The organism is Corynebacterium sp. TUM25015 (genome assembly GCF_056393505.1).
Genome location: NZ_CM150783.1, coordinates 781546 through 800753, shown reverse-complemented (window position 1 = coordinate 800753; position 19208 = coordinate 781546). Strand labels below are relative to the sequence as shown.

Below are 19208 nucleotides of genomic sequence, written 5' to 3'. Positions count from 1 at the left end.
TTAAGCGTCCAGCGTGCCCTCCAGATACGCCTTCGCTGCCACGCGGCGGGCGATCTTGTTGGCGGAGGAACGCGGCAAAGCGCCCGGCGCGATGATGCGCACATCCGAGGGCTGCACGCCGTGGGTGGCAGTGACGGCAGCGCGCATAGCCTCAATAGCCTCCGCGTCGTCCGCCTCCGTGGCCTCCGGGTCGCGCTCGGCGATGATGACTAGCCCCTCAACGGATTCCCCGTCGGCACCTGCGCCCACCGTTCCAGCGTCCCCGGCCTGCACGGCAAAAGCGGCGATGACGGCCGGGGCGGTCTGCTCCGTCGCCTCGTCTGCGGTGGCCTCGATGTCCTGGGGGTAGTGGTTACGACCAGCGACGATGATGAGGTCTTTCAGGCGACCAGTGATAAATAGGTGCCCGTCCACAATGACGGCCAGGTCGCCAGTGCGCATCCACTTGTCCTCCGGGACATCGGCTGCACGGCTACCGGACTCCAGCCGGTTGGCCATAGGCAGGTGGTTGCGGAAAGTCTCCTCGGTCTCCTCAGGACGGTTCAGATAACCCGCGGCCATGTTGTCGCCGTGTACCCAGATCTCGCCCACCTGGCCATCGGCAAGTTCCTTGCCCGACTCCGGATCCACAATGGCGATTGCCTGCGGTTCGCACACCTGGCCGAGGGAAACTAGGGAGAGGCTGTCTGTGTCGTCCTCCGAGCCCTCCACTACCGTGCCCGCGGACAACTCATCGCGCTTGAACCACTTCGTCAGCGGACGCTCATCGGTCTGTGGGGTGGTGACGATCAGGGTTGCCTCGGCCAGTCCATAGGACGGGCGCATTGCTTCCCTCTTGAGCCCATAAGGGGCGAAGGTATCCAGGAATTTCTGTACGGAGCTGTGGTGCACTGGTTCCGAGCCATTGATGATGCCATCGATGGTGGACAGGTCGACTTCACCCAAGTCGGCGACCTTTGCCGGGTCGGCATAGCGCACTGCCAGCTCCAACGCGAAGTTGGGAACGACGGTGTAGACGTTCTCGTCCTCGCTTTTCCGGTTAAGCTGACGAACCCAGCGGGCCGGATCTTGGATGAAGTCGCGTGGGGACATCAGATCAAAGGGCAGCCCCAGGATGATGACGAACGCAGACAGGATCACGCCCATGTCATGGTGTAACGGTAGCCAGGTCACCAGACGTAGCGGGGACTTCAGGTTCACGGCTTTAAAGATCTGCAACACATTAGTGACGATCGACTTGTGCGTAAGCACCACGCCCGCCGGGGTACGGGTGGAGCCGGAGGTGTACTGCAAGAAGGCTTCTTCACTGGACTTTGGAGCCAGTGACGGATCCGCCATGATGGCGGCCATCGGGTTGACCCAGTCTTCCGCCAGTGCATCCGGCAGGGCGTCAATCGTCAGCACGCGCGGGCGTTCGGTGGCGGGAATGGAGGCAAAGTGCTTGCGCACTGCCGTGGCGGAGCGCTTGTTCGTCAGTACAACGGTCGGCTCAGAGGAACCCAGCACAGCTGTCAGGTGACCGGTGTGACCCGGCTCGTTCGGATCGTAGAGCGGAACCGGCACCATGCGGGCGTACATGGCGCCAAGGAAGGCGTACATGTACTCAGGGGAGTTATTCGCCAAAATGGCCACACGGTCGCCGGGCTTGGCGATCTGCTGCAGGCGTACGCACACAGCCTTGATGCGAGTATTGACCTGCGCGCGGGTAATCTCATGCACCTTGCCCTCGCGCGATTCGGAGAAGTCCCAGTAGCGGATCAACACGTTTTCTGCTGTACCGTCCATCTGCGCCATGGTGTACAGCATCTCGCACATGCCGGAAAGGGTCATCTGATCAGGGACGTTGATGTTGCCCTGCTCGTCATAAAACTGCCCCATTGCTGCAGTGATATCCACGTGGTCTCCTCTACTTGTTATCTACTTGCTGTCCGCTTGTCGTTCGCTTGTTGTCCGCTTGCTTTAACTAGTTTCTCGCTAGTCGCATAGCTCTAACGCAATAAGCATTTAGTTTTACTTGTAAAACACATCGTACCGGCAGGCAGGATCGTTACCCTGCAAATTCGAACTGCCGTGTCACGGTTGCCCCCGCACCGAAACGCCAGCAAGCGCTAACGCGACCAAGGCACCACAGTCGCGGGGTGCCGAGCTACTTCCCCAGCCGCTCGTTAATCAGGCCGCGAGCCCAACCCACGATATGCTGCGGCACGGTCTGCCCCTCCACGACCTTTCCATTCGTCGCATACTCAGCGTGCACCGCGTTGGCGGCCACCAAATCCTTGGCTCGGACGATAGCGTTGCCCAGATTCGCTGGGGCGTCACAAATAAGATCGGCAGGGGCACAGTAGTTGTTCACTCGATCGTTGAGTTCGCCAAAGCCATCCGGCCGCGGGCCGCGCATCGTCGCCCCGGGGACGATCCCCTGGATAAGACCGCTTACCGGGTTCAGTGCGATCTCCGCACCCGTCCCGCGAATCCCCTTCGCACCCACAAGGTTGCCCTTGTCGAGCTCCTGGCGACCATCAGCGATCAGCGATACACCCAAAACAGAATTGGCCGGAACCGAGCCACGCCCATTGCCGATCTCTCCCGCCAAATCACCAGCGATCACAGCACCCTGGCTAAAGCCGACAAGCACAAAGGACGTTGCTGGGCAGGCCTTATGAGTTGCGCGCAGCTCCTCCCTCATCCGGCCGAAGCCTTCATTGCGCGAATCGTCATAGCTCTTCTCACCCTGCGCATTCATATTGCGGAACTGGGCAGTGTAAGGCAGAGTCCATACCTTCACCTTGCTGGGGTCGAACTCATCAGCCAGCGGGCGGGTGACGTTCAGCAGCAGCGACCGCGGATGTGAGTGAGGCGCCAACGGGTCGTCATTGGGCGACGACTCCCAAGTACCCGGCGCAGCCAGTACTTCGACATCCACGCAACCGGGCGGGTTCTGCGCCTCCGAGCTAGGCGGCGGCGTCGGCTTCCCCGGCTTAGGACCGCCGGAGCCGTCATTTGTAAGCAGCCAATTCCCCACGCCCACGACAATGAGCGCAAGGACGACCAGAGCAGCAAGGATCGTTAAGACCTTTTTCATAACTTCCTAGTTGTAAGGCAAGTCGGTTAATGGGATACAAGTGACCATTAACAATACGCTGATTTCGCAGCCTCGCGGATTGCGTCTTCGGCCTTCTTCGGGTCTCCGTCGATCACGCCATTAGTCTGCAATTGGCCTGCAGCTAGCGGAGTGTAGACGTCCTCCTTGCCGCCGCCTTCCGCGGTGCAGTGCGCGTGACCAGCGGCAATAACCTGGTCCTCCAGGCCACCGATGTCTGCTGCATCATCAGCCTTTGCCAGGTCGACACCGCCGTCCTTCAAGCGCTTCAGGAAGTCCTTGTCTTTATCGCTGCGCTGCGTGCCAGACGGGATTTCATCTACCTCATCAACGGCGCCATCATGTGCCGGTGCGCCACCGCCCTCAGCAGCGGACGACGGGGCGTCGCTACTGTCCGAAGAGTCAGAATCATCGTCCTTAGACTTGTCTGACTTGTCCGACTCATCAGACTCTCCAGACTTTGCAGTCTCCGAGGTGGACTCCGTCACCGAAGGTACCGTTGTCGAGTCAGCTGAGTTATCGACCGTCTCATCACCACCGCAGGCCGTCAAAGTGCTGAGCGACAGCAGCGCCGCGCATGCAGCACCGGCGATTGCAGTTGCCTTCCTATTCTTTGTGACGCCCACAGTTAGCGCACCTCAACGCGTCCGTTGACTTCGCGGATCTCGCCGTGCTGGAACTTGATCTGGGTTCCGCCCGCCGGGATGTCCTCGTGGTCGCTGGTCGGGTAGCCGAGCTTGCCCTGCTCCCAGCCGTTCTTACCCCACTCGTCGAACACGTTTCCGTAGTAGATCACGTGCGCGCCGGTGGTCGGGGACCAGTAGATGTTGCCGTGCTCGAACTGAGTGAAGCGACCGCCCTTGATGGCCAGTTCGCCACTGGTCGGGTTGCCCAGCTTGGAGGTCACGCCGCCCAGCTGCAGGTACTTCTCAGCGATCTTGCCCTGGACGTAGTTGGTCTTGTTGTCCTTGTTGCGAACGATGACGCCGTTCTGGAACTTCTGCATGTAGCTGTCGCCGACCTTCTCAACGTCTGCGATCGGGAAGCCCAGCGGGCCGTTCTCCCACTTGGTCTTGCCCCACTCGTCGATGAAGTCCTTCGGTACTGCGAAGGCGCCGGTCTCTGCGGTCCAGTAGATCGCGCCGTTCTCGAAGGAGGTGAAGCGGCCGCGGCCACCAGCGATGACGTGTTCCTCGGAGGTCGGGTAGCCCAGCCAGGACTCCGGGCCGTTCATGGAAGCGTAGCGGGCGCCGATGCGGCCCCATACGAAGTGGGCACCGGTCTTCGGGGACCAGTAGGCGCGGCCACCGCGGAAGTCCTGTACCTTGCCGCCATCCTTAGCGTCGTACTCGTTGGAGATGCAGGCACCCATGTTCGGGACCTTCTTAATGTTCTCCGCAATAGCACCGCCGACCTTGCACCTTGCACCTCGGTCAGCTTCCGGAATGCCCAGAGCGTCCGCGATGTGCGGCCATGCCTGAATCATCTCGTACTGCCAGTACGGCCAGTCGTGAGTACCCGAGGGGCGGAAAGCAGTGATCGGCTTGATGCCGGCCTTCTTGGCACGCTTCACGAAAGTCTCGGTGGTCATGCGGGACATTGCCTCCAGGCCGAAGCCTGCCATGTTGGCGGGCAGGCCGGGGATGGAGCCCGGCTTGTCATACTTACCCGCGTTGCCGTTACCCGCAGAGACATAAACGGTCATGTCCTTTAGAGCGTCCACACCCAGCTTCGGGTCGTGGTCGATCCAGTCCTGTGAGCCGTAATCGCCCCACATCTTCCTTGCGTCGTAGCCGTTGCCGTCCTTAGTGGCGTAGGCGATAGCTTCCGGCATGCCATAGGAGGTCGTGTCCAGGTAGCCAGAGAAGGAACCTACGAACTTCCACATCTTCGGGAAGCGCTCAGCCAGGTTCATTGCGGCGGTGCCGCCCATGGAAAGGCCAGTGATCGCGCGGTCTTCGTTGGCACGCCAACCCTCGCGCAGCACAGCGGGCAGCTCCTTGGTCAGGAAGGTCTCCCACTTGTAGTGCTTGCCATTATCCGGCTCCTGCCAGTCGGTGTAGAAGGAGGACTCGCCGCCGACGGGCAGGACCACGTTGACGTTACGGTCGGCGTACTGGGAGGCGATGTTGGTGGACAGGGTCCAGCCGGACTCGTCCTCTCGGGCGCGCAGGCCGTCCAGAGCCCAAACGGTCGGGAACTTACGGTCTGGCTGGGAGTACCAGTCGCGAGCCAGCAGAATCTGTACCTTGATCGGCTTGCCCGGCATTGCGGCGGAATTGATATAGACATTGGCCCAGCGCTCAGTGATCCACTCGACGCGATCCACACTGACGCCTTCCGGCAGGCCCTGCAGGTTCTGCTCGGTGACCTGGCGCGGCGTACGCTTCGGAATGCTGTCCGGGTCCAGGTAGCTCGTGCCGGAGCCCGGGCCCATCGAGCCGCCAAGCGGGCTCTGAGCAGTAACGGATGGCATCAGTGGCATTGCCAGTGCAACGGAAAGCGGCAGAGCCAGGAGGGCCGTACTCTTACGGCCAAGGATGCTGCTGTTCTTGCTACCGGTCTTGCTGCTGGCGGAGCGAGTGCGACGGGAGAGGTTCGCTGCAAGGCGCATAGTCTTTATTCTTTCTGTTGCTTCTTCTGAGTGTGTTGAATTGTGGTCTGGCTAGGTCGGGCGCGCTTCAGCGCTACTTCTAGCCTGTGTTGGCCGTGATTAGCCGTGTGAGGTTTGAAGTGCTGTTTTCAGCGAGTGCGGCCGGAGCAGGTTCCCCTCCTGCTTCGACTTCACCGATCGCTTTTGTGGCCATTCTCTATTCACGTTTTCGTCTATCGCGATCTGTGGGGGTTCTACTTTTTGATTTGTAGCTGGCACCCACAGTTTCGCTGCTAGCACGTGAGCAATTATGGCAAGCAAAAGCGTTTTCACATGGACAACACGCGGAACATTTAAAGTTTTACTTTAGGGTTAGCCTAGCATGTTGCCATTGTTGCTCATGTGGCTCTTGTGATTCTTTCTTTTGACGCCACCACGCATCCGCCGCACCCGAATGTCGTTAAAGCGGGAATCTGTTACAGCCAATCATTTTCACCACCATAAAACCGCAGGTCAGCACGTTGAGCCAATCGCATACACACTGTGCAGGCGTGGCACTTTCCCGTTCTAGCGATATTCCCCCTTTTACCCCGCTCAACACCCCACCCATACATACAAACCCAGGCATACAAAAAAGCCACCCCCAAAGGCACCTGACCTTAAAGGTCAGCACCTCAGGCGGCGGCTTTAAATAGCGCCTGTAGGTAACTCCAGGCTATGCACCCAGTGCGCGCAGGATGTGCGGGCGAGCCTTGGACAGCTCCGCATCCCAGTAAGGCCATGCGTGCAGGCCGGTCATTGGGTAGCTCACGACCGGGCGTGCGCCAACTGCACGGGCAGCCATCTCAAACTTCGCAGTGGACGTACGTGCCATCCACTCCAAGCCGATGCCCGCTGCAACGCCCCGCGGGTTCTCCAGGAACTTCTCGCCACGAGACGGCACACCACCGGAAGCAGCCAGGTACAGCGGCATACCGCTGAAACGACCAGCCTGAACCGTCGGGTCATTGCGGAAACGGCGCGGATCAACCGGGCTGCCCCACATGTCCCAGATGTTGGCACCCTTAGCAGCATCATTCATTGCGTACTGGATTCCGGCGTACATACCCGGCCAAGTCGGGTTCAGGTAACCAGACAGGGAGGTAGCCTGCTTGAACTGATTACGGTGCCATGCCGCCAGGTTCATCGCAGCGGTACCGCCCATGGACAGACCAACAATGGAGTTGCGGGTCGGGCTCACGCCGAAGTTGCGCTGCAGGTAGCCCGGCAGCTCGCGAGTCAGGAAGGTCTCCCAACGCGGCTTCTTCGGACCACCAGTGCCGCGGTACGGCCCCATCCAGTCCGTGTAGAACTGCGCCTGACCACCGACCGGCATAACCAGGGTCACGTTGTCGTTGACGAACTTCTTTACAGCATTACCGGACCAAACCCATGCGTTGTAGTCCTGGCGTGCGCGCAGACCATCCAGCATGTAGACGCCAGCGCTACCACCACGGGAAGCAGGCTTGATCTGCACCTGGATCTTCTGGCCCATTGCCGGGGAGTAAACCCAGCAGTTCTGCAGGTAGTACTTGTGCTTGCTCCAGTGGCAGCCCGGACGCAGGTAGCCACGGTTATCAGCTGCAGCCGAAGGAGCCGTGACCACTGCCATACCCAGCGCAGTGGCAACTGCAACCAGGAAGGCGGTGAGCTTGGCTCCCAGACCCTTAGTCTTCATAGTCGTGTTCATGTAGTCCTAAACAGTCGCGAAACAACAGTCTTGAAACGAAAAAATCACGGAGCCAGAGGGCGACCCCGAAACCTAAGATGGGTGTACGTTACCAAATCTTTACGTTCTCCCTCAAAGTAATAATCGATTCCCGCCCCCAAAGCGCTACATCTTCCGAATCTCTTTTTCTCCCCCTTCTCCCCCATGCTCCTGAGTCACACAGAGCACATCTGCCGCAGGATGTCACCGAATTTTACCCCTGAATGTGTTAAACGCCGACTGCCCGCGGCGGACAAGTCGGCGTCAAAAAACCTAAAGAAGTACCTAGAACAGCGGCACGATGTACACCGCCATCGCCACGCAGAACAGCCATGCCAGTGCCAGCAGCTGCAGAGTGCGATCCTCCAGAGCGATCTCATCCGGGGCGCCACCCTCACCGCGGTCAACATCAGCCGCGTAGCGCAGAATCGCGATCGTAAACGGCACCATCGAGACCTGGTACCACACAGCCGCCACGCCAGACTCCACCGTCTGCGCCAGACCAAAGCCCCATAGCGCGTAGCTCAGCACCACTGCGGTGGCGGCCAAAGTCCAGACAAAGCGCAGGTAGGTCGGGGTGTAGCTCTCCAGCGACTTGCGGATCTTCGCGCCCGAACGCAGAGAAAGCTTCAGCTCCGCATAGCGCTTACCTGCAGCCATGAACAGGGAACCAAACGCCGCGACCAGCAGGAACCACTGCGACAACAGAATCGCCGCCGCCACGCCACCGGCCATCGCGCGCAGCATAAATCCGGAGCTCACCAGCGCAATATCGATCACCGGCTGGTGCTTCCAGCCGAAGCAATAACCCAGCTGCAGCGCAATATACACAGCCACCACGATCGCCAGGTTCGTACCCGACGAGGCCAGCAGCGAGCCGCCGATCGCCGCGATGATCAGCACCACTGACATCGCATACGCCAGCCCCACCGGCAGCACGCCTGCTGCAATCGGGCGGAAGCGCTTGGTCGGGTGCGCGCGGTCTGCCTCCACGTCGCGGGCATCGTTGATCAGGTAGATGGAGCTGGCCGCCAGGCAGAAAGCCACAAAGGCGATCAGCACATCCAGCAGAACGCGGGTGTGGAAGAGCATGTCGCCACCGGCAGCTGCAGGAGCCGCGATCACCAGGACATTCTTCACCCACTGCTTCGGGCGCAGAGCTTTAATCATCGCCTCCGGCAGATTGCGCGGCGGGCGCAACTTCTTCGTGTCGGTGGCGGTGCTGGTCGCCTGGTTCGGATCTTCCAGCCCGGACGTGTGCGGCTCCGCGCCGATCAGCGGCTCTGGTCGGCCTTCGCTACGCTGTTCGCTCACTGGCTTTTCTCCTCACTGTTCTTCTTTGTGACGCCCCCACGTCCCCCATCGACAACCCTGCGCACGGCAATGGCCGTGGCAGCACCGATGCAACTTCCGAGAGCTACGTCAGAGGGATAGTGTACGCCCAACACCATGCGGGACAGCGCCATCGCTGGGATACCAACCAGGGCTAGCGCCCCTGTGTGGTTGTTCGCCGACTGGGCAAAGGCCACGAGGGCCGCGGTGGAGCTGGTCGCGTGCGACGAGGGGAAGCTCAACTTCGAGGGTGTTCCGACGCCGATCTTAATCCGCGGATCATGCGGGCGTGGACGGCGGACGATGCGCTTGAGCACCACGCTTGCCGCATGGGCGATAAAGGCGCTGACACCCATGGTCAGCCAGCCGCGGCGTTCCGGGCCATCGGCGGGCTTGTTTCGGACAGTGGCCAGGCTGTACCCTAGGGCAGCGGTGCCCATCCAGCCGAGGGCGTGCTCGCCGAAATGGCTCATCCCCCGAGCGACTGGGAGAACTCCCGGCTTATCAGTCAGCTGCTTCTGCAGCGCAACCAGGAGTTCGGATTCGCCCAGTGGGTCGCCGCTTACGCGTGTGGAGCTCATTGTCTTTGCGATGTCCTTAGCTTTTGTCGCGGGGGTTGGGTTATTCGAGTTTGGGTTGGTCGGGCCTGCCTAGGCTTGCTCGGTGGCAGCGGGCTCGGGCTCGAAGATCTGCGCCCAGCCCTCTTGGCTGGTCAGGTACGGGTGGGCCGCACGATAAGCATTGCGCAGTTCGTCAAAGCGGTCATAAACCTGCTTTTCCAGGCGCGCAAACTCCTTGACCAGTGCCAACATCTGACCGCGGTCACGCTTGCGGTAGAACACGCCCTTGCCATCAGCAGTGGTCACGGTCGCGCCGTCGATGCGGGAAAGGCTGAACCAACGAGCCTCGACAGGGGGGAGGTTCACCTGCGGTGCGTGGTGGTGACGGGCATCGGCAGGCTTGGCGTTGTTCAACAGCCCCTTGGCGAGCGTGACGATTTTCGCCTTCTTGCTCAGCGGAATGCGCGTCAGGTCCGCCGGGCCGCCCGTTGCTGGGGGCAGCTCCGTGGCGGAAGGGACGACCACCGCATCGGAGTAGTTCTTGCGCAGCTTCGCGATGCGCGGCAGGGAGGTATCCAGAATGTCGAAAAGCTGATCCGGGCCGGCCAGGAAGTCCTTCATCGCCTCAATATGCAGGGCGACGGTGGAGTATTCCAGGCACAGCAGGTGCTTGGCTGCAGCCTTGGCCAGGGAAGTCAGCAGGCCACGCGGGGAGCCCTCCAGCTGCATAGCTGCCACGATCAGGCGATTGCGGATGTGGAAATAAGCCTGCCAGTCGATAGCATCGTCCTTGTTTGCCCAGGCCATGTGCCAAATTGCAATGCCCGGCCAGGAGGCCGTGGGGAAGCCAGCGTCCTTTGCGCGCAGGCCGTACTCGGCGTCATCCCACTTGATAAAGAGCGGCAGGGGCTGGCCAATACGATCAGCGACAAAGCGCGGGATCAGGCACATCCACCAGCCGTTGTAATCAACGTCAATGCGGCGGTGCAGATCCTTGGAATTCTCCGCATTGTTTGGGGTGCCGTAGCCCTTGTTGATCACGTCCCGGGCCACAGGCGCGATGGGCTGACCTGCCGCATTGTGGGCAGTGCCATCGCCCAGGTCGCGGAGCGGGTGGCGGTAAAAATCGTGAGTGTAGTGGGTGTGCGGTGCGGCACCCCACATAAATACGTCGCGGTGGACGACCTCGCCCATGCTGTGCAGGTAGCTGCGCTCCTGGAGGTCCAGCATCTGGCCGCCGATCAGCATCGGAGACTTCGCGTAGCGAGCGGCCGCCAGGGCACGCAATACGCTATCGGGCTCGATGGCGATGTCGTCGTCCATGTACAGGATGTACGGGCTGGTGGTGCCGCGCTCGGGGTGGCGAGCCTCGTACATGATGCGGGAGTAGCCACCGGAGCCGCCGAGGTTGCCCTGGCTGACAATGCGCAGACGGTCGCCGAAGTGCTCCGCAACCTCGTCGAAGTCCGGCTCGTCGGCGGGGTGCTTGTCGCCCTGGTCGGGCATGATGATGGCCTCGATGCGACCGTCAACCTCCGGGTCGGAAGCCAGCGCGTGCAGCGCAGCCACAGCGTCCGTCGGACGGTTGAAGGTCGGGATGCCGATGGTGACGCTTGGCTCGGTGACCGGCAGCGTTTCGCCCTCGAAGGTCTGCTCGCCGGCCTCGACGGTGGCGAACCAACCTGCTGAGTGCAGGCGGGTTTCCTTCTCACAGGTCAGGTCGAACCAAATCCAGCCGCCGTCTTCGAACGGAGCCAGGGAGATGGTGAACTCAGCGATACCGTGGCCGTTTTCGTCGGTTTCGATCTGGGCTCCCTCGATACCAATGCGGGAACCGTCGTACTTGGAGCGGTACAGGTCTACGCGTGCCTCACCGGTGATTTCGATACGAAGCTTGACCTCGTCCAGCTGGGACCAGCGGCGCCAGTAGGAGGCGGGGAAGGCGTTGAAGTAGGTCTCGAAAGAAATCTCACTGCCTGCGGGAAGAATTGCCTCGGTACGGGAAACGGCGTTGACGCGGCCAGGGGTGGTGGCCTCGTTCTCCACGATGTACAGCGAGCGCACATTGCGGGGCTCGCCACGCTTCGGCAGCAGGATGCGCGCCAAGCGGGTGGCGTCGAACTGAGAATCGGACTGGGCTTTCACTGGCTGAGCGTTCATACGCTGAACACAGACCTCCGCATAGGAATTAAAGACATTGGAATATATCCGATTATCCATGAAAGCCGGGCGCAAGGGCTTGCGCGACACAGCCCCAGTTCAGCCCAAGTTGGACTCTTAGCCGAGGAGCGCACGCTTAGCAGCTGATAACTTCACACCTAACATAACACTGTGGGATGTTAAGCGGGAAGCTAGGTGTTATGCTGTCGCTGCACCCTCATCTAGCTGCAGTTTTCCACTCTTTTCCACTATCTACCAGGGTTCTTCCGATCTTCGAGCATTCGATAACGCTGCTTCGGGCTCCGCGCAGGTTCCGTGCGCTCTACCAAACCTTCACCAATCAGAGCATTGACTGCTTTTTGAACAGCTGTCCGGCTCAACTGGGTTTTCCCTACAATTTCGCTAGTCGAAGAAGAGGACCCTTCTTTTAGAATTGCCAGAACATGGTCCCGCGCCGTTGTATACCTCTCCTGGGTAGCAACCCGCCGACGGTGGAATATTATTGTGAAACTACCAAGCCGATTAATGTACTCAGGTTTTGGCATAAGAGCGTCTTCCAAGGACTGATTAATCGTTGCGATACCCGTACCACGATTTTCCGCCACGTGCCCCGCCTGATTCCCTTCACCCGGCAGGGACACTTCCTCCAAGAAACTTGAAATCCGTTGATTACGAGTGGAGCTAACCCCGGGTTCCCCCAAATGACGAACCGTTACACCACCATATAGGCCGCCTGGACTTGTAATCTCTAGCCGATCTATAAACATATTGATCTGCACCTGACTCCCTTGAGCTGATGGCGAGTAATCTCGGTGCATCAGCGCGTTCACTAAAGCCTCACGTACGGCAATTGGCGGATAGTCAGGAAGATCGGTCCGAAACTTTTCACTAATCATGGCCCCAGTGCGCATATTCCGCTTGACTATATCGACACCGGCGTCAACAAGTTCGGGGATAGTCCCCGTCAGCCTTGCACTGTCGAGAAGCCTCAAACCAGTGGTTACGCTACCTTTACTTGCCCCTGGAAAGAGCGCAAATGTAACAGTCAAGCGTGGGAAGAACTCTTGAGGGTAGTCCCCCATGACCAACAAGGCAGCCAAGGTAGCACTCCCATCCTTGGTGATTCTGAGCCTTCTTAGCGCTACTTCACGACCTTCTTTGAAAGTCTTGGGGCGCTGCCGCTGCTGCACCTGCAGATATTCTCCGAGCACCTCTGGATCTAGATCCTCTACAGTGGCCTCGGGAACTGGCCTTTCGTCCCATTTTTGCTGGGTATGCTCTTCGAGAAGCTTGTCGATTTCGTAATTTGAAAGCTTGGTATCCCCCTCCCCCGTACGAATGTAGCTTCCTCCGTATCGGCCTTGATCCGTTACGTAGCAAGGTTTGTCGAAGGGGCTGAATTCCTCCAGTTCCGCCGCGACGATACGGCCTCCTTCAAAAGGAAGCACCGATATTTGCGGTCGCACTGGTGGCGTCACTTGCCTGCAGCGCGTCTCTAGCGCATCCTGCGCTTTGAGAGCATCGAATTTGTCTACTGGAACAAATCCAGCATTTTCGTCAAGCCCGACAATGATGAGACCGCCACCAGCATTAGCAAAGGCACTCAGAGTTTCACGAATACTCTTGCCGACGTTGCCCTTAACCTCAACAGCTTGAGTGTCTGAACCTACCAGGCGTAGATTCGCGACGATTTCCTTCAAAGAACCTTCGTCCATGGTGGCTCCACCTAAATCAACTTCCCACTCATCTTCACACCTAACATAACACTGTGGGATGTTAGGTGGGAAGCTAGGTGTTATGCTTCTCTTCTCATTCAGTGCAAGAATGACAGAACTCGCCGCAAGAAGCCTGCACTGTTTCACATTGGTGAAGCTGTGAACAGATCCTGCGGAGGCAGAATGACTTTGTTTCAGTTCTGTGCATAAAGGGGCGGCGTCAGATCCTGAGATTCCTGGGCTCCGCGCCAGGTAATAACCGCGCCGGCTGTCGCGATCAGGACGATGCCCATCACCATGGACCAAGTGAGCTGGTCTCCGGAAAAAGCCCAGCCCAGGATTGCTCCGATCACAGGATCCAGCGCGAAGAGCGTGCCGACAACCGCCGCCGAGACAATTCCAGCAGCGATCGTATCCACTACATAGGGAACAACGGCGCCGATGAAACCAGAGATGACGATGATGCCCCACATCGAGCCGTCAACATGCGGCACCGCCGGGACAGAGAACGGCGCGAGCACAAGTGCCGCGACAACCACAGACAGCGCCAAATCCGCCATGCCACCACCCTCGGTCTTGCCAACACGGGCTGCAAACAGCGTGTATGCGCCGAAGAAAACCGCACCGACAGCGCCGAATCCAATACCGACGATATCCAGGTCATTGGAGGGCTGCGCGATCAGAGCAACGCCCACGAAAGCGGCGATGGCCCACAGGCGGGAGCGCCACATGGTCAACCCCAGAAAAGACACGACGCAGGGGCCAAGGAAGTCGATAGTGACGGCGACGCCTTGGGGCAGCCGAGCGATGGCTGCATAAACCATCATGTTCATCATGCCAATGGCGATGCCGTAGACCACGATGTTGAGGGCGCGGGTGCGCGTCATGCCAGACAGCTTCGGGCGGAAGATGACCACCATGATGATGGCGGCGGCGGTCATACGCAGGCCCGATACGCCCGGCGCGCCGACCGTTGAAAGCATGTCTGTGACCAGTACCGCCGCGGTTTGGGTGCCGATCGAGCCGATGAGAACCAGGAGGACCGGTGCCACTGGCAGGGTGAGGAACTTGCTCACTCGCCGCGGCGATGGCTCTTGCTGGCTTTCCTTTGTTTGGGTTTTCTCACGCGGCACTCGTGCAATATTAGTGCAGCTTCCTCTAGTTGAGGCAATCGAGATCTAGCAACAAAATAGTAAAGATAGTAAAAATAGTAAAGATAGTAAGAGATAGTAAGGAGGCAAGATGCCGCCCACTCCAGCTCGACCTAAGAACCCCTTCACGGCAACAGTCGGGAAGACGCCGCTGGTGCTTGCGGGACGCAGTGAATACCTCCACGACTTCGATGCCGCCATCCAGGATGGCCCCGGAAGCCATGAACGTATCTCCATCATTACCGGCCCTAGGGGTATCGGCAAGACTGTTTTGTTAAATGAATTCGAAGCGGTCGCGAAGACGCACTCATGGCACGTCATCTCCGAAACCACGACTCGTGGTTTCAACGACCGCATTTGTGACCGTGCCTTCAACCTCCTTCAGGATCTTTCCGACGAGCCCACACGTCGCCTGTCCGGCATCAATCTCTCTTACCTCGGCTTCGAGACCGAAGCTATTCCCTCCTTTACGCCCACACCGACGTTGAGGTCGGTACTCGAAGAGCTTTTCGACCGACAGGCTGAGCTTGACACCCGACTCAACCAAGAACCAGTCGGCCTACTTATCACCCTGGATGAGCTGCACTACGCCCACATGGACGAAATCATTGAGTTCGGGACAACCATTCAACATCTCGTCCGCGAAGACCGGGAGATTGCGATTGCGATGGCTGGCATTCCTGGTGCTGTAAAACCACTTCTTGCCGCTGACGAAGGTCGTAACCCTGTGACCTTCTTGCGTCGCGCGAATAAAATTGAAACCGGAATGGTGCCGATTGAAGAAGTACGCACAGCGCTTGAAAAGACCACCGAACAAGTCGGGGTCTCGTGGACCCTTCAAGCACTCGACAACGCAACCAAGGCGACCGGTGGCTACCCCTTCATGATTCAGCTAGTTGGGCAACACGCTTTCCGTAACTACACCGGCAACGCGATCGACGAAGAAGCAGTATCTCGCGGAGTTGGTGCCGCCCGGAGAAAGCTCGGACAGCTCGTGCACGAGCCTTCGATTGCGGATCTCTCTGAGGTCGACCGGACTTTTCTCATCGCAATGTCGACCGACGATGGCCCCTCTCGCATGTCGGACATCGCGACTCGAATGGGCGTAGATGCGCAGTACGCAGGAAACTACCGCAAACGCCTCATTGATGCAGAGATGATCCGCCCAACAGCCCACGGGTTCGTCGATTACGAGCTGCCATATATGCGCGAGTATCTACGCTCCCACCACGCGACCGATGCAATGGAGCAGTTCTCCATCTGGCCGGAGTAACCTCCAAACCGGCACCTAGTGCCCGCGCTCCTGCTCGATCGCCTGGCCATCGTTGAAGTACGGCGCCAGCTTGTTGTCGTACATCGACAGCGCAGCGCCGATGGCCATGTGCATGTCCAGGTACTGGTAGGTTCCCAGGCGGCCGCCGAACAGCACCTTGTTCTGTGCGGCTTCCTCAGCGGCCAGCTTGCGGTAGGCCTCCAGCTTCTCGCGGTCCTCCGGAGTGTTGATCGGGTAGTACGGCTCGTCGCCCTCCTCCGCGAAGCGGGAGAACTCCTTCATGATGACCGTCTTGTCATTCGGGTACTTGTCGCCCCGCTCCGGGTGGAAGTGGCGGAACTCGTGGATGCGGGTGTAGGGGAACTCGGCATCGTTGTAGTTCATCACCGGGGTGCCCTGGAAATCACCGGTGTTCAGCACCTCGGTCTCGAAGTCGAGGGTGCGCCAGCCCAGGTGGCCTTCGGCGTAGTCGAAGTAGCGGTCCAGCGGGCCGGTGTACACCACGGGCGCGTCCGGGTTGGCTGCGCGGATCTCATCGCGGATCTCGAACCAGTCGGTATCCAGGCGCACCTCGATCTTCTCGTCGGCTGCCATGTTCTCCAGCCACGCGGTGTAGCCTTCCACCGGCAGGCCCTCGTAGGTGTCGTTGAAGTAGCGGTTGTTGAAGGTGTAGCGCACCGGCAGGCGGGAGATGTTGGAAGCGGGCAGGTCCTTCGGGTCGGTCTGCCACTGCTTGGCGGTGTAATCGCGCACAAAAGCCTCGTACAGCGGGCGACCGATCAGGGAAATTCCCTTTTCCTCCAGGTTCTTCGCCTCTGCTGGATCCAGCCCGTCGGTCTGGTCCTTAATCAGCTGGCGTGCCTCATCCGGGCTGTAGTACTTGCCGAAGAACTGGTTGATTAGACCCAGCCCCATCGGGAACTGGTAGGCCGTGCCCTTGTGCATGGCAAACACGCGGTGCTGATAGTCGGTGAAATCGGTGAATTGATTGACGTAATCCCACACGCGCTTGTTGGAGGTGTGGAACAGGTGCGCACCGTACTTGTGGACCTCGATGCCCGTTTCCGGCTCGGCCTCGGAGTATGCATTGCCGCCGATGTGGGCTCGCTTCTCCACCACCAGCACGTTCTTGCCGGCCTGGGTTGCCGCGCGCTCGGCCACGGTGAGGCCGAAGAAGCCGCTGCCGACAACGATGAGGTCGTAGTTCTGTCCGCTGTGTGTCTGCTCAGTCATGTCTGCCAGGGTACCGCGCTCACTCGTGGTTGTTTGGGCACGACGCCACCTCGGTGTGCCGCCCGGCTAAAGGCCTCAAGCTAGCGGTTTTTAAACCCGGCCCAGTCGGGAAGCGTATTCACCCAGTCCGCCAACCAGGGTTCCGCCAAGCTAAGCATTCCGGTGTTCCACATGATCCAGAAGATGCCGGTGAACACCACGGCGCAGCCCAGCAAGAAGATCACTAGAATCAGGGCTTTCATCCCCTTGCCTTGGCGCTTCCAATACTCCTCGGCGCTGTCGTATTTCCGTAGTCCATAGTCCAGCAGCCGGTTAGGCCAGGTCAGTTCGAAGGAGAGCACCCCGATGCCGAAGAAAAGTAGAAACCACCCCGGCCCGGGCGTAGGAATGATGAGGATGCCGACGACCACAAATAGCCAGCCCGCTAGGAGGGTCAGCGGACGAACTAGGAAACCATAGCTGCGCTTTTTCAGCCCCTCGTGATGTACCTGCAGTTCGGAAACTTTCCGACGGACGTTTTCGCTCAGCTTCGACATGGGACTAGAACCACCGCTCAAGTACGGCGGCTACACCGTCCTCATCATTGGTCAGGGTGACTTCATCGGCGATGCCCTTCAAGGACTCCTCGGCATTGCCCATGGCCACCCCGTGGCCGGCCCATGAGAGCATTTCTGTGTCGTTCGGCATGTCCCCAAAAGCGATGGCCTGAGAGGCTTCCACCCCGATCTGTTCCGCTATCCACTCCAACGCGGAGCGCTTGGAGATCCCCGCCGCCGCGACCTCGACCAGCCCACCTTCATAGCTGTATGTCGCTTTCGCTTGGGTGGCGTCAATAAAAGGACTCACCGCGGCGTAGAGTTCGGCAGAGGTACGGCGGGGGTCGCGCACCAGCAGCTTCACCACCGGGGTGGCCGCGAGTTCGTCAATATTCTGTACGGCGTGCTCGGTGGAGTCCCAGGCATGGTCATAGCCGGGAGAGACGGAAAAGAGCTCGTCGGCGCGGTCAAAAGCGCTGGTACCGGCCCGCTCGACGGCGAACCCCACGCCGGGAACAACCTCGGCGAGCTGATCGATAAGTGCCCTCACCAGGGCGGGCTTGAGGGTTGCGGCGTGCAGTATCTGATCCTGGTTGGCGTCATAAATAATGGCGCCATTGGCACAGGCGCAGACGGGACGGACAGGCAGCTGCTCGAAGACGGGCATGAGCCAGCGTGGCGGGCGGCCGGTCGCAAGGGTAAACACGGTGCCCTGGTGCAGCATCGAGTTCACTGCGCGACGCATGCGCTGCGAGACTCGCTCCCTGCTGTTTAGTAGAGTGCCGTCAACGTCGCTGACAACCAGCAACGGGGATTCCTGCATTTCTCCGTCCTATTTTTTGCGTAGGCGCTTAAGGCGCTGACGCAGAGGAACCAAAACCTTGTTAATGCCAGTGGCCTCGTCACGCTCGCGCGCCTCGGACGCTGCCCGGCGTTCAGCTTCGGCCTTCTCCTGGGCGCGCCTTTCCTTGCGGGCGGCAGCGTCTGCACGATCCTGAACGGTGGCGTCTTCCAAGGTAGGGGCACTGCCACCCAGGGCCGCGGGCACCCAGAACTCGCCCTTGGGCATGGAGCCGAAGCGCTCCTCCCAGCGGTCACGGGTAAAGTCCAATTGCTCGACCATGGTCTGGTGCAGAAGCGCAGTGGTGGCCTCCGCATCATCGGTGACTTCGATCGGCTTGCCGACGGTAATCACCAGCTCAGTTTTCTTGGGCTTCCAGATCGGCTTGCGCCCCTTCGTCCACACACGCTGTGAACCCCAGATCGTCAACGGGATCAGGGGCACGTCAGCTGCATGGGCAATGCGGGCTGCACCCTGGCGGAACTCCTTGACCTCGAAGGAACGAGAAATAGTGGCCTCCGGGAAGATACCCACCAAATCACCGGCGCGCAGCTGCTTAATGGCCTGGTCGACTGAGCCTTGTCCATCGGCACGATCCACTGGAATGTGGTGATAAGAGCTCATCAGCATTCCCACACCCTTGACGTCGAAGATCTCCTTCTTCGCCATGAAGCGCACCAGGCGGCCACCGCGTACATGTGCCGGAATGCCACCGTAGGTGAAGTCCCAATAGCCCGTGTGATTCACGGCGATCATGGCGGGACCATCGGCGGGAATATTCTCCGCACCGTAGACCGCGCAATCCAAGTTTTGCATGTAGCGGAACCACAGCTTGGCAATACCGATGGTCGGGAAACCATAGGGGAATTCCTTGGCCTCTTTGTGGCCGGTGGTTACTGGCTGGTAGCCATCGGGAAAGCTGAAGCTATCGAGCAACGACATGGGTGGCGGTTACCTCTCCTGGAAG

At 59.6% G+C, this 19208-nt stretch carries 15 protein-coding genes; 1 reads left to right on the top strand and 14 read right to left on the bottom strand.

Features of this window, described 5'->3' with window-relative positions; all coding sequences use genetic code 11:
• The 10 genes from AC06DS_RS03660 to AC06DS_RS03615 all read right to left on the bottom strand — a co-directional run bounded on the left by AC06DS_RS03660 (position 1) and on the right by AC06DS_RS03615 (position 14340).
• Positions 1-1896 (bottom strand): FadD32-like long-chain-fatty-acid--AMP ligase, encoded by a 1896-nt coding sequence (locus AC06DS_RS03660; protein ID WP_477101024.1) that lies wholly within the window; start codon positions 1894-1896, stop codon positions 1-3.
• A gap of 250 nt (positions 1897-2146) precedes the next feature.
• Positions 2147-3082, bottom strand: a complete 936-nt coding sequence (locus AC06DS_RS03655; protein WP_477101023.1) for a cutinase family protein — start codon at positions 3080-3082, stop codon at positions 2147-2149.
• Between the two features lie 47 nt (positions 3083-3129).
• On the bottom strand, positions 3130-3726 hold the full coding sequence (locus tag AC06DS_RS03650; RefSeq protein WP_477101022.1) for a hypothetical protein: 597 nt from the start codon (positions 3724-3726) through the stop codon (positions 3130-3132).
• A gap of 2 nt (positions 3727-3728) precedes the next feature.
• On the bottom strand, positions 3729-5714 hold the full coding sequence (locus AC06DS_RS03645; protein WP_477101021.1) for an alpha/beta hydrolase-fold protein: 1986 nt from the start codon (positions 5712-5714) through the stop codon (positions 3729-3731).
• Positions 5715-6408: 694 nt separating this feature from the next.
• Entirely contained in the window at positions 6409-7422 is a 1014-nt protein-coding gene (locus AC06DS_RS03640; protein ID WP_293790481.1) for an alpha/beta hydrolase, read from the bottom strand.
• Positions 7423-7725: 303 nt separating this feature from the next.
• Positions 7726-8754, bottom strand: coding sequence for a decaprenyl-phosphate phosphoribosyltransferase (locus tag AC06DS_RS03635; protein ID WP_448306835.1), 1029 nt, complete (start codon positions 8752-8754; stop codon positions 7726-7728).
• Positions 8751-9353, bottom strand: a complete 603-nt coding sequence (locus tag AC06DS_RS03630; RefSeq protein ID WP_477101020.1) for a phosphatase PAP2 family protein — start codon at positions 9351-9353, stop codon at positions 8751-8753. The genes AC06DS_RS03635 and AC06DS_RS03630 overlap by 4 nt, the downstream gene beginning before the upstream one ends.
• 69 nt (positions 9354-9422) lie before the next feature.
• Complete coding sequence (locus tag AC06DS_RS03625) at positions 9423-11492, bottom strand: glycosyltransferase (protein WP_477101019.1); 2070 nt, start codon at positions 11490-11492, stop codon at positions 9423-9425.
• Between the two features lie 248 nt (positions 11493-11740).
• On the bottom strand, positions 11741-13207 hold the full coding sequence (locus tag AC06DS_RS03620) for an ATP-binding protein (protein WP_477101018.1): 1467 nt from the start codon (positions 13205-13207) through the stop codon (positions 11741-11743).
• A 194-nt stretch (positions 13208-13401) separates the two neighbouring features.
• Positions 13402-14340, bottom strand: coding sequence for an EamA family transporter (locus AC06DS_RS03615; RefSeq protein WP_477101017.1), 939 nt, complete (start codon positions 14338-14340; stop codon positions 13402-13404).
• Positions 14341-14449: 109 nt separating this feature from the next.
• Here AC06DS_RS03615 and AC06DS_RS03610 point away from each other — a divergent pair, with 109 nt between their 5' ends.
• Positions 14450-15631: an AAA family ATPase gene (locus tag AC06DS_RS03610; RefSeq protein ID WP_477101016.1), complete on the top strand. Its 1182-nt coding sequence runs from the start codon at positions 14450-14452 to the stop codon at positions 15629-15631.
• Positions 15632-15646: 15 nt separating this feature from the next.
• Here AC06DS_RS03610 and glf read toward each other — a convergent pair whose 3' ends face one another.
• The 4 genes from glf to AC06DS_RS03590 all read right to left on the bottom strand — a co-directional run bounded on the left by glf (position 15647) and on the right by AC06DS_RS03590 (position 19183).
• Positions 15647-16864 (bottom strand): UDP-galactopyranose mutase, encoded by a 1218-nt coding sequence (glf, locus tag AC06DS_RS03605; RefSeq protein WP_477101015.1) that lies wholly within the window; start codon positions 16862-16864, stop codon positions 15647-15649.
• An 80-nt stretch (positions 16865-16944) separates the two neighbouring features.
• Positions 16945-17400 (bottom strand): TIGR02611 family protein, encoded by a 456-nt coding sequence (locus AC06DS_RS03600; protein WP_293790451.1) that lies wholly within the window; start codon positions 17398-17400, stop codon positions 16945-16947.
• A 4-nt stretch (positions 17401-17404) separates the two neighbouring features.
• On the bottom strand, positions 17405-18223 hold the full coding sequence (locus AC06DS_RS03595) for an HAD family hydrolase (protein WP_477101014.1): 819 nt from the start codon (positions 18221-18223) through the stop codon (positions 17405-17407).
• 9 nt (positions 18224-18232) lie between these two features.
• Complete coding sequence (locus AC06DS_RS03590) at positions 18233-19183, bottom strand: lysophospholipid acyltransferase family protein (RefSeq protein WP_477101013.1); 951 nt, start codon at positions 19181-19183, stop codon at positions 18233-18235.
• Between the last annotated feature and the right edge of the window lie 25 nt (positions 19184-19208).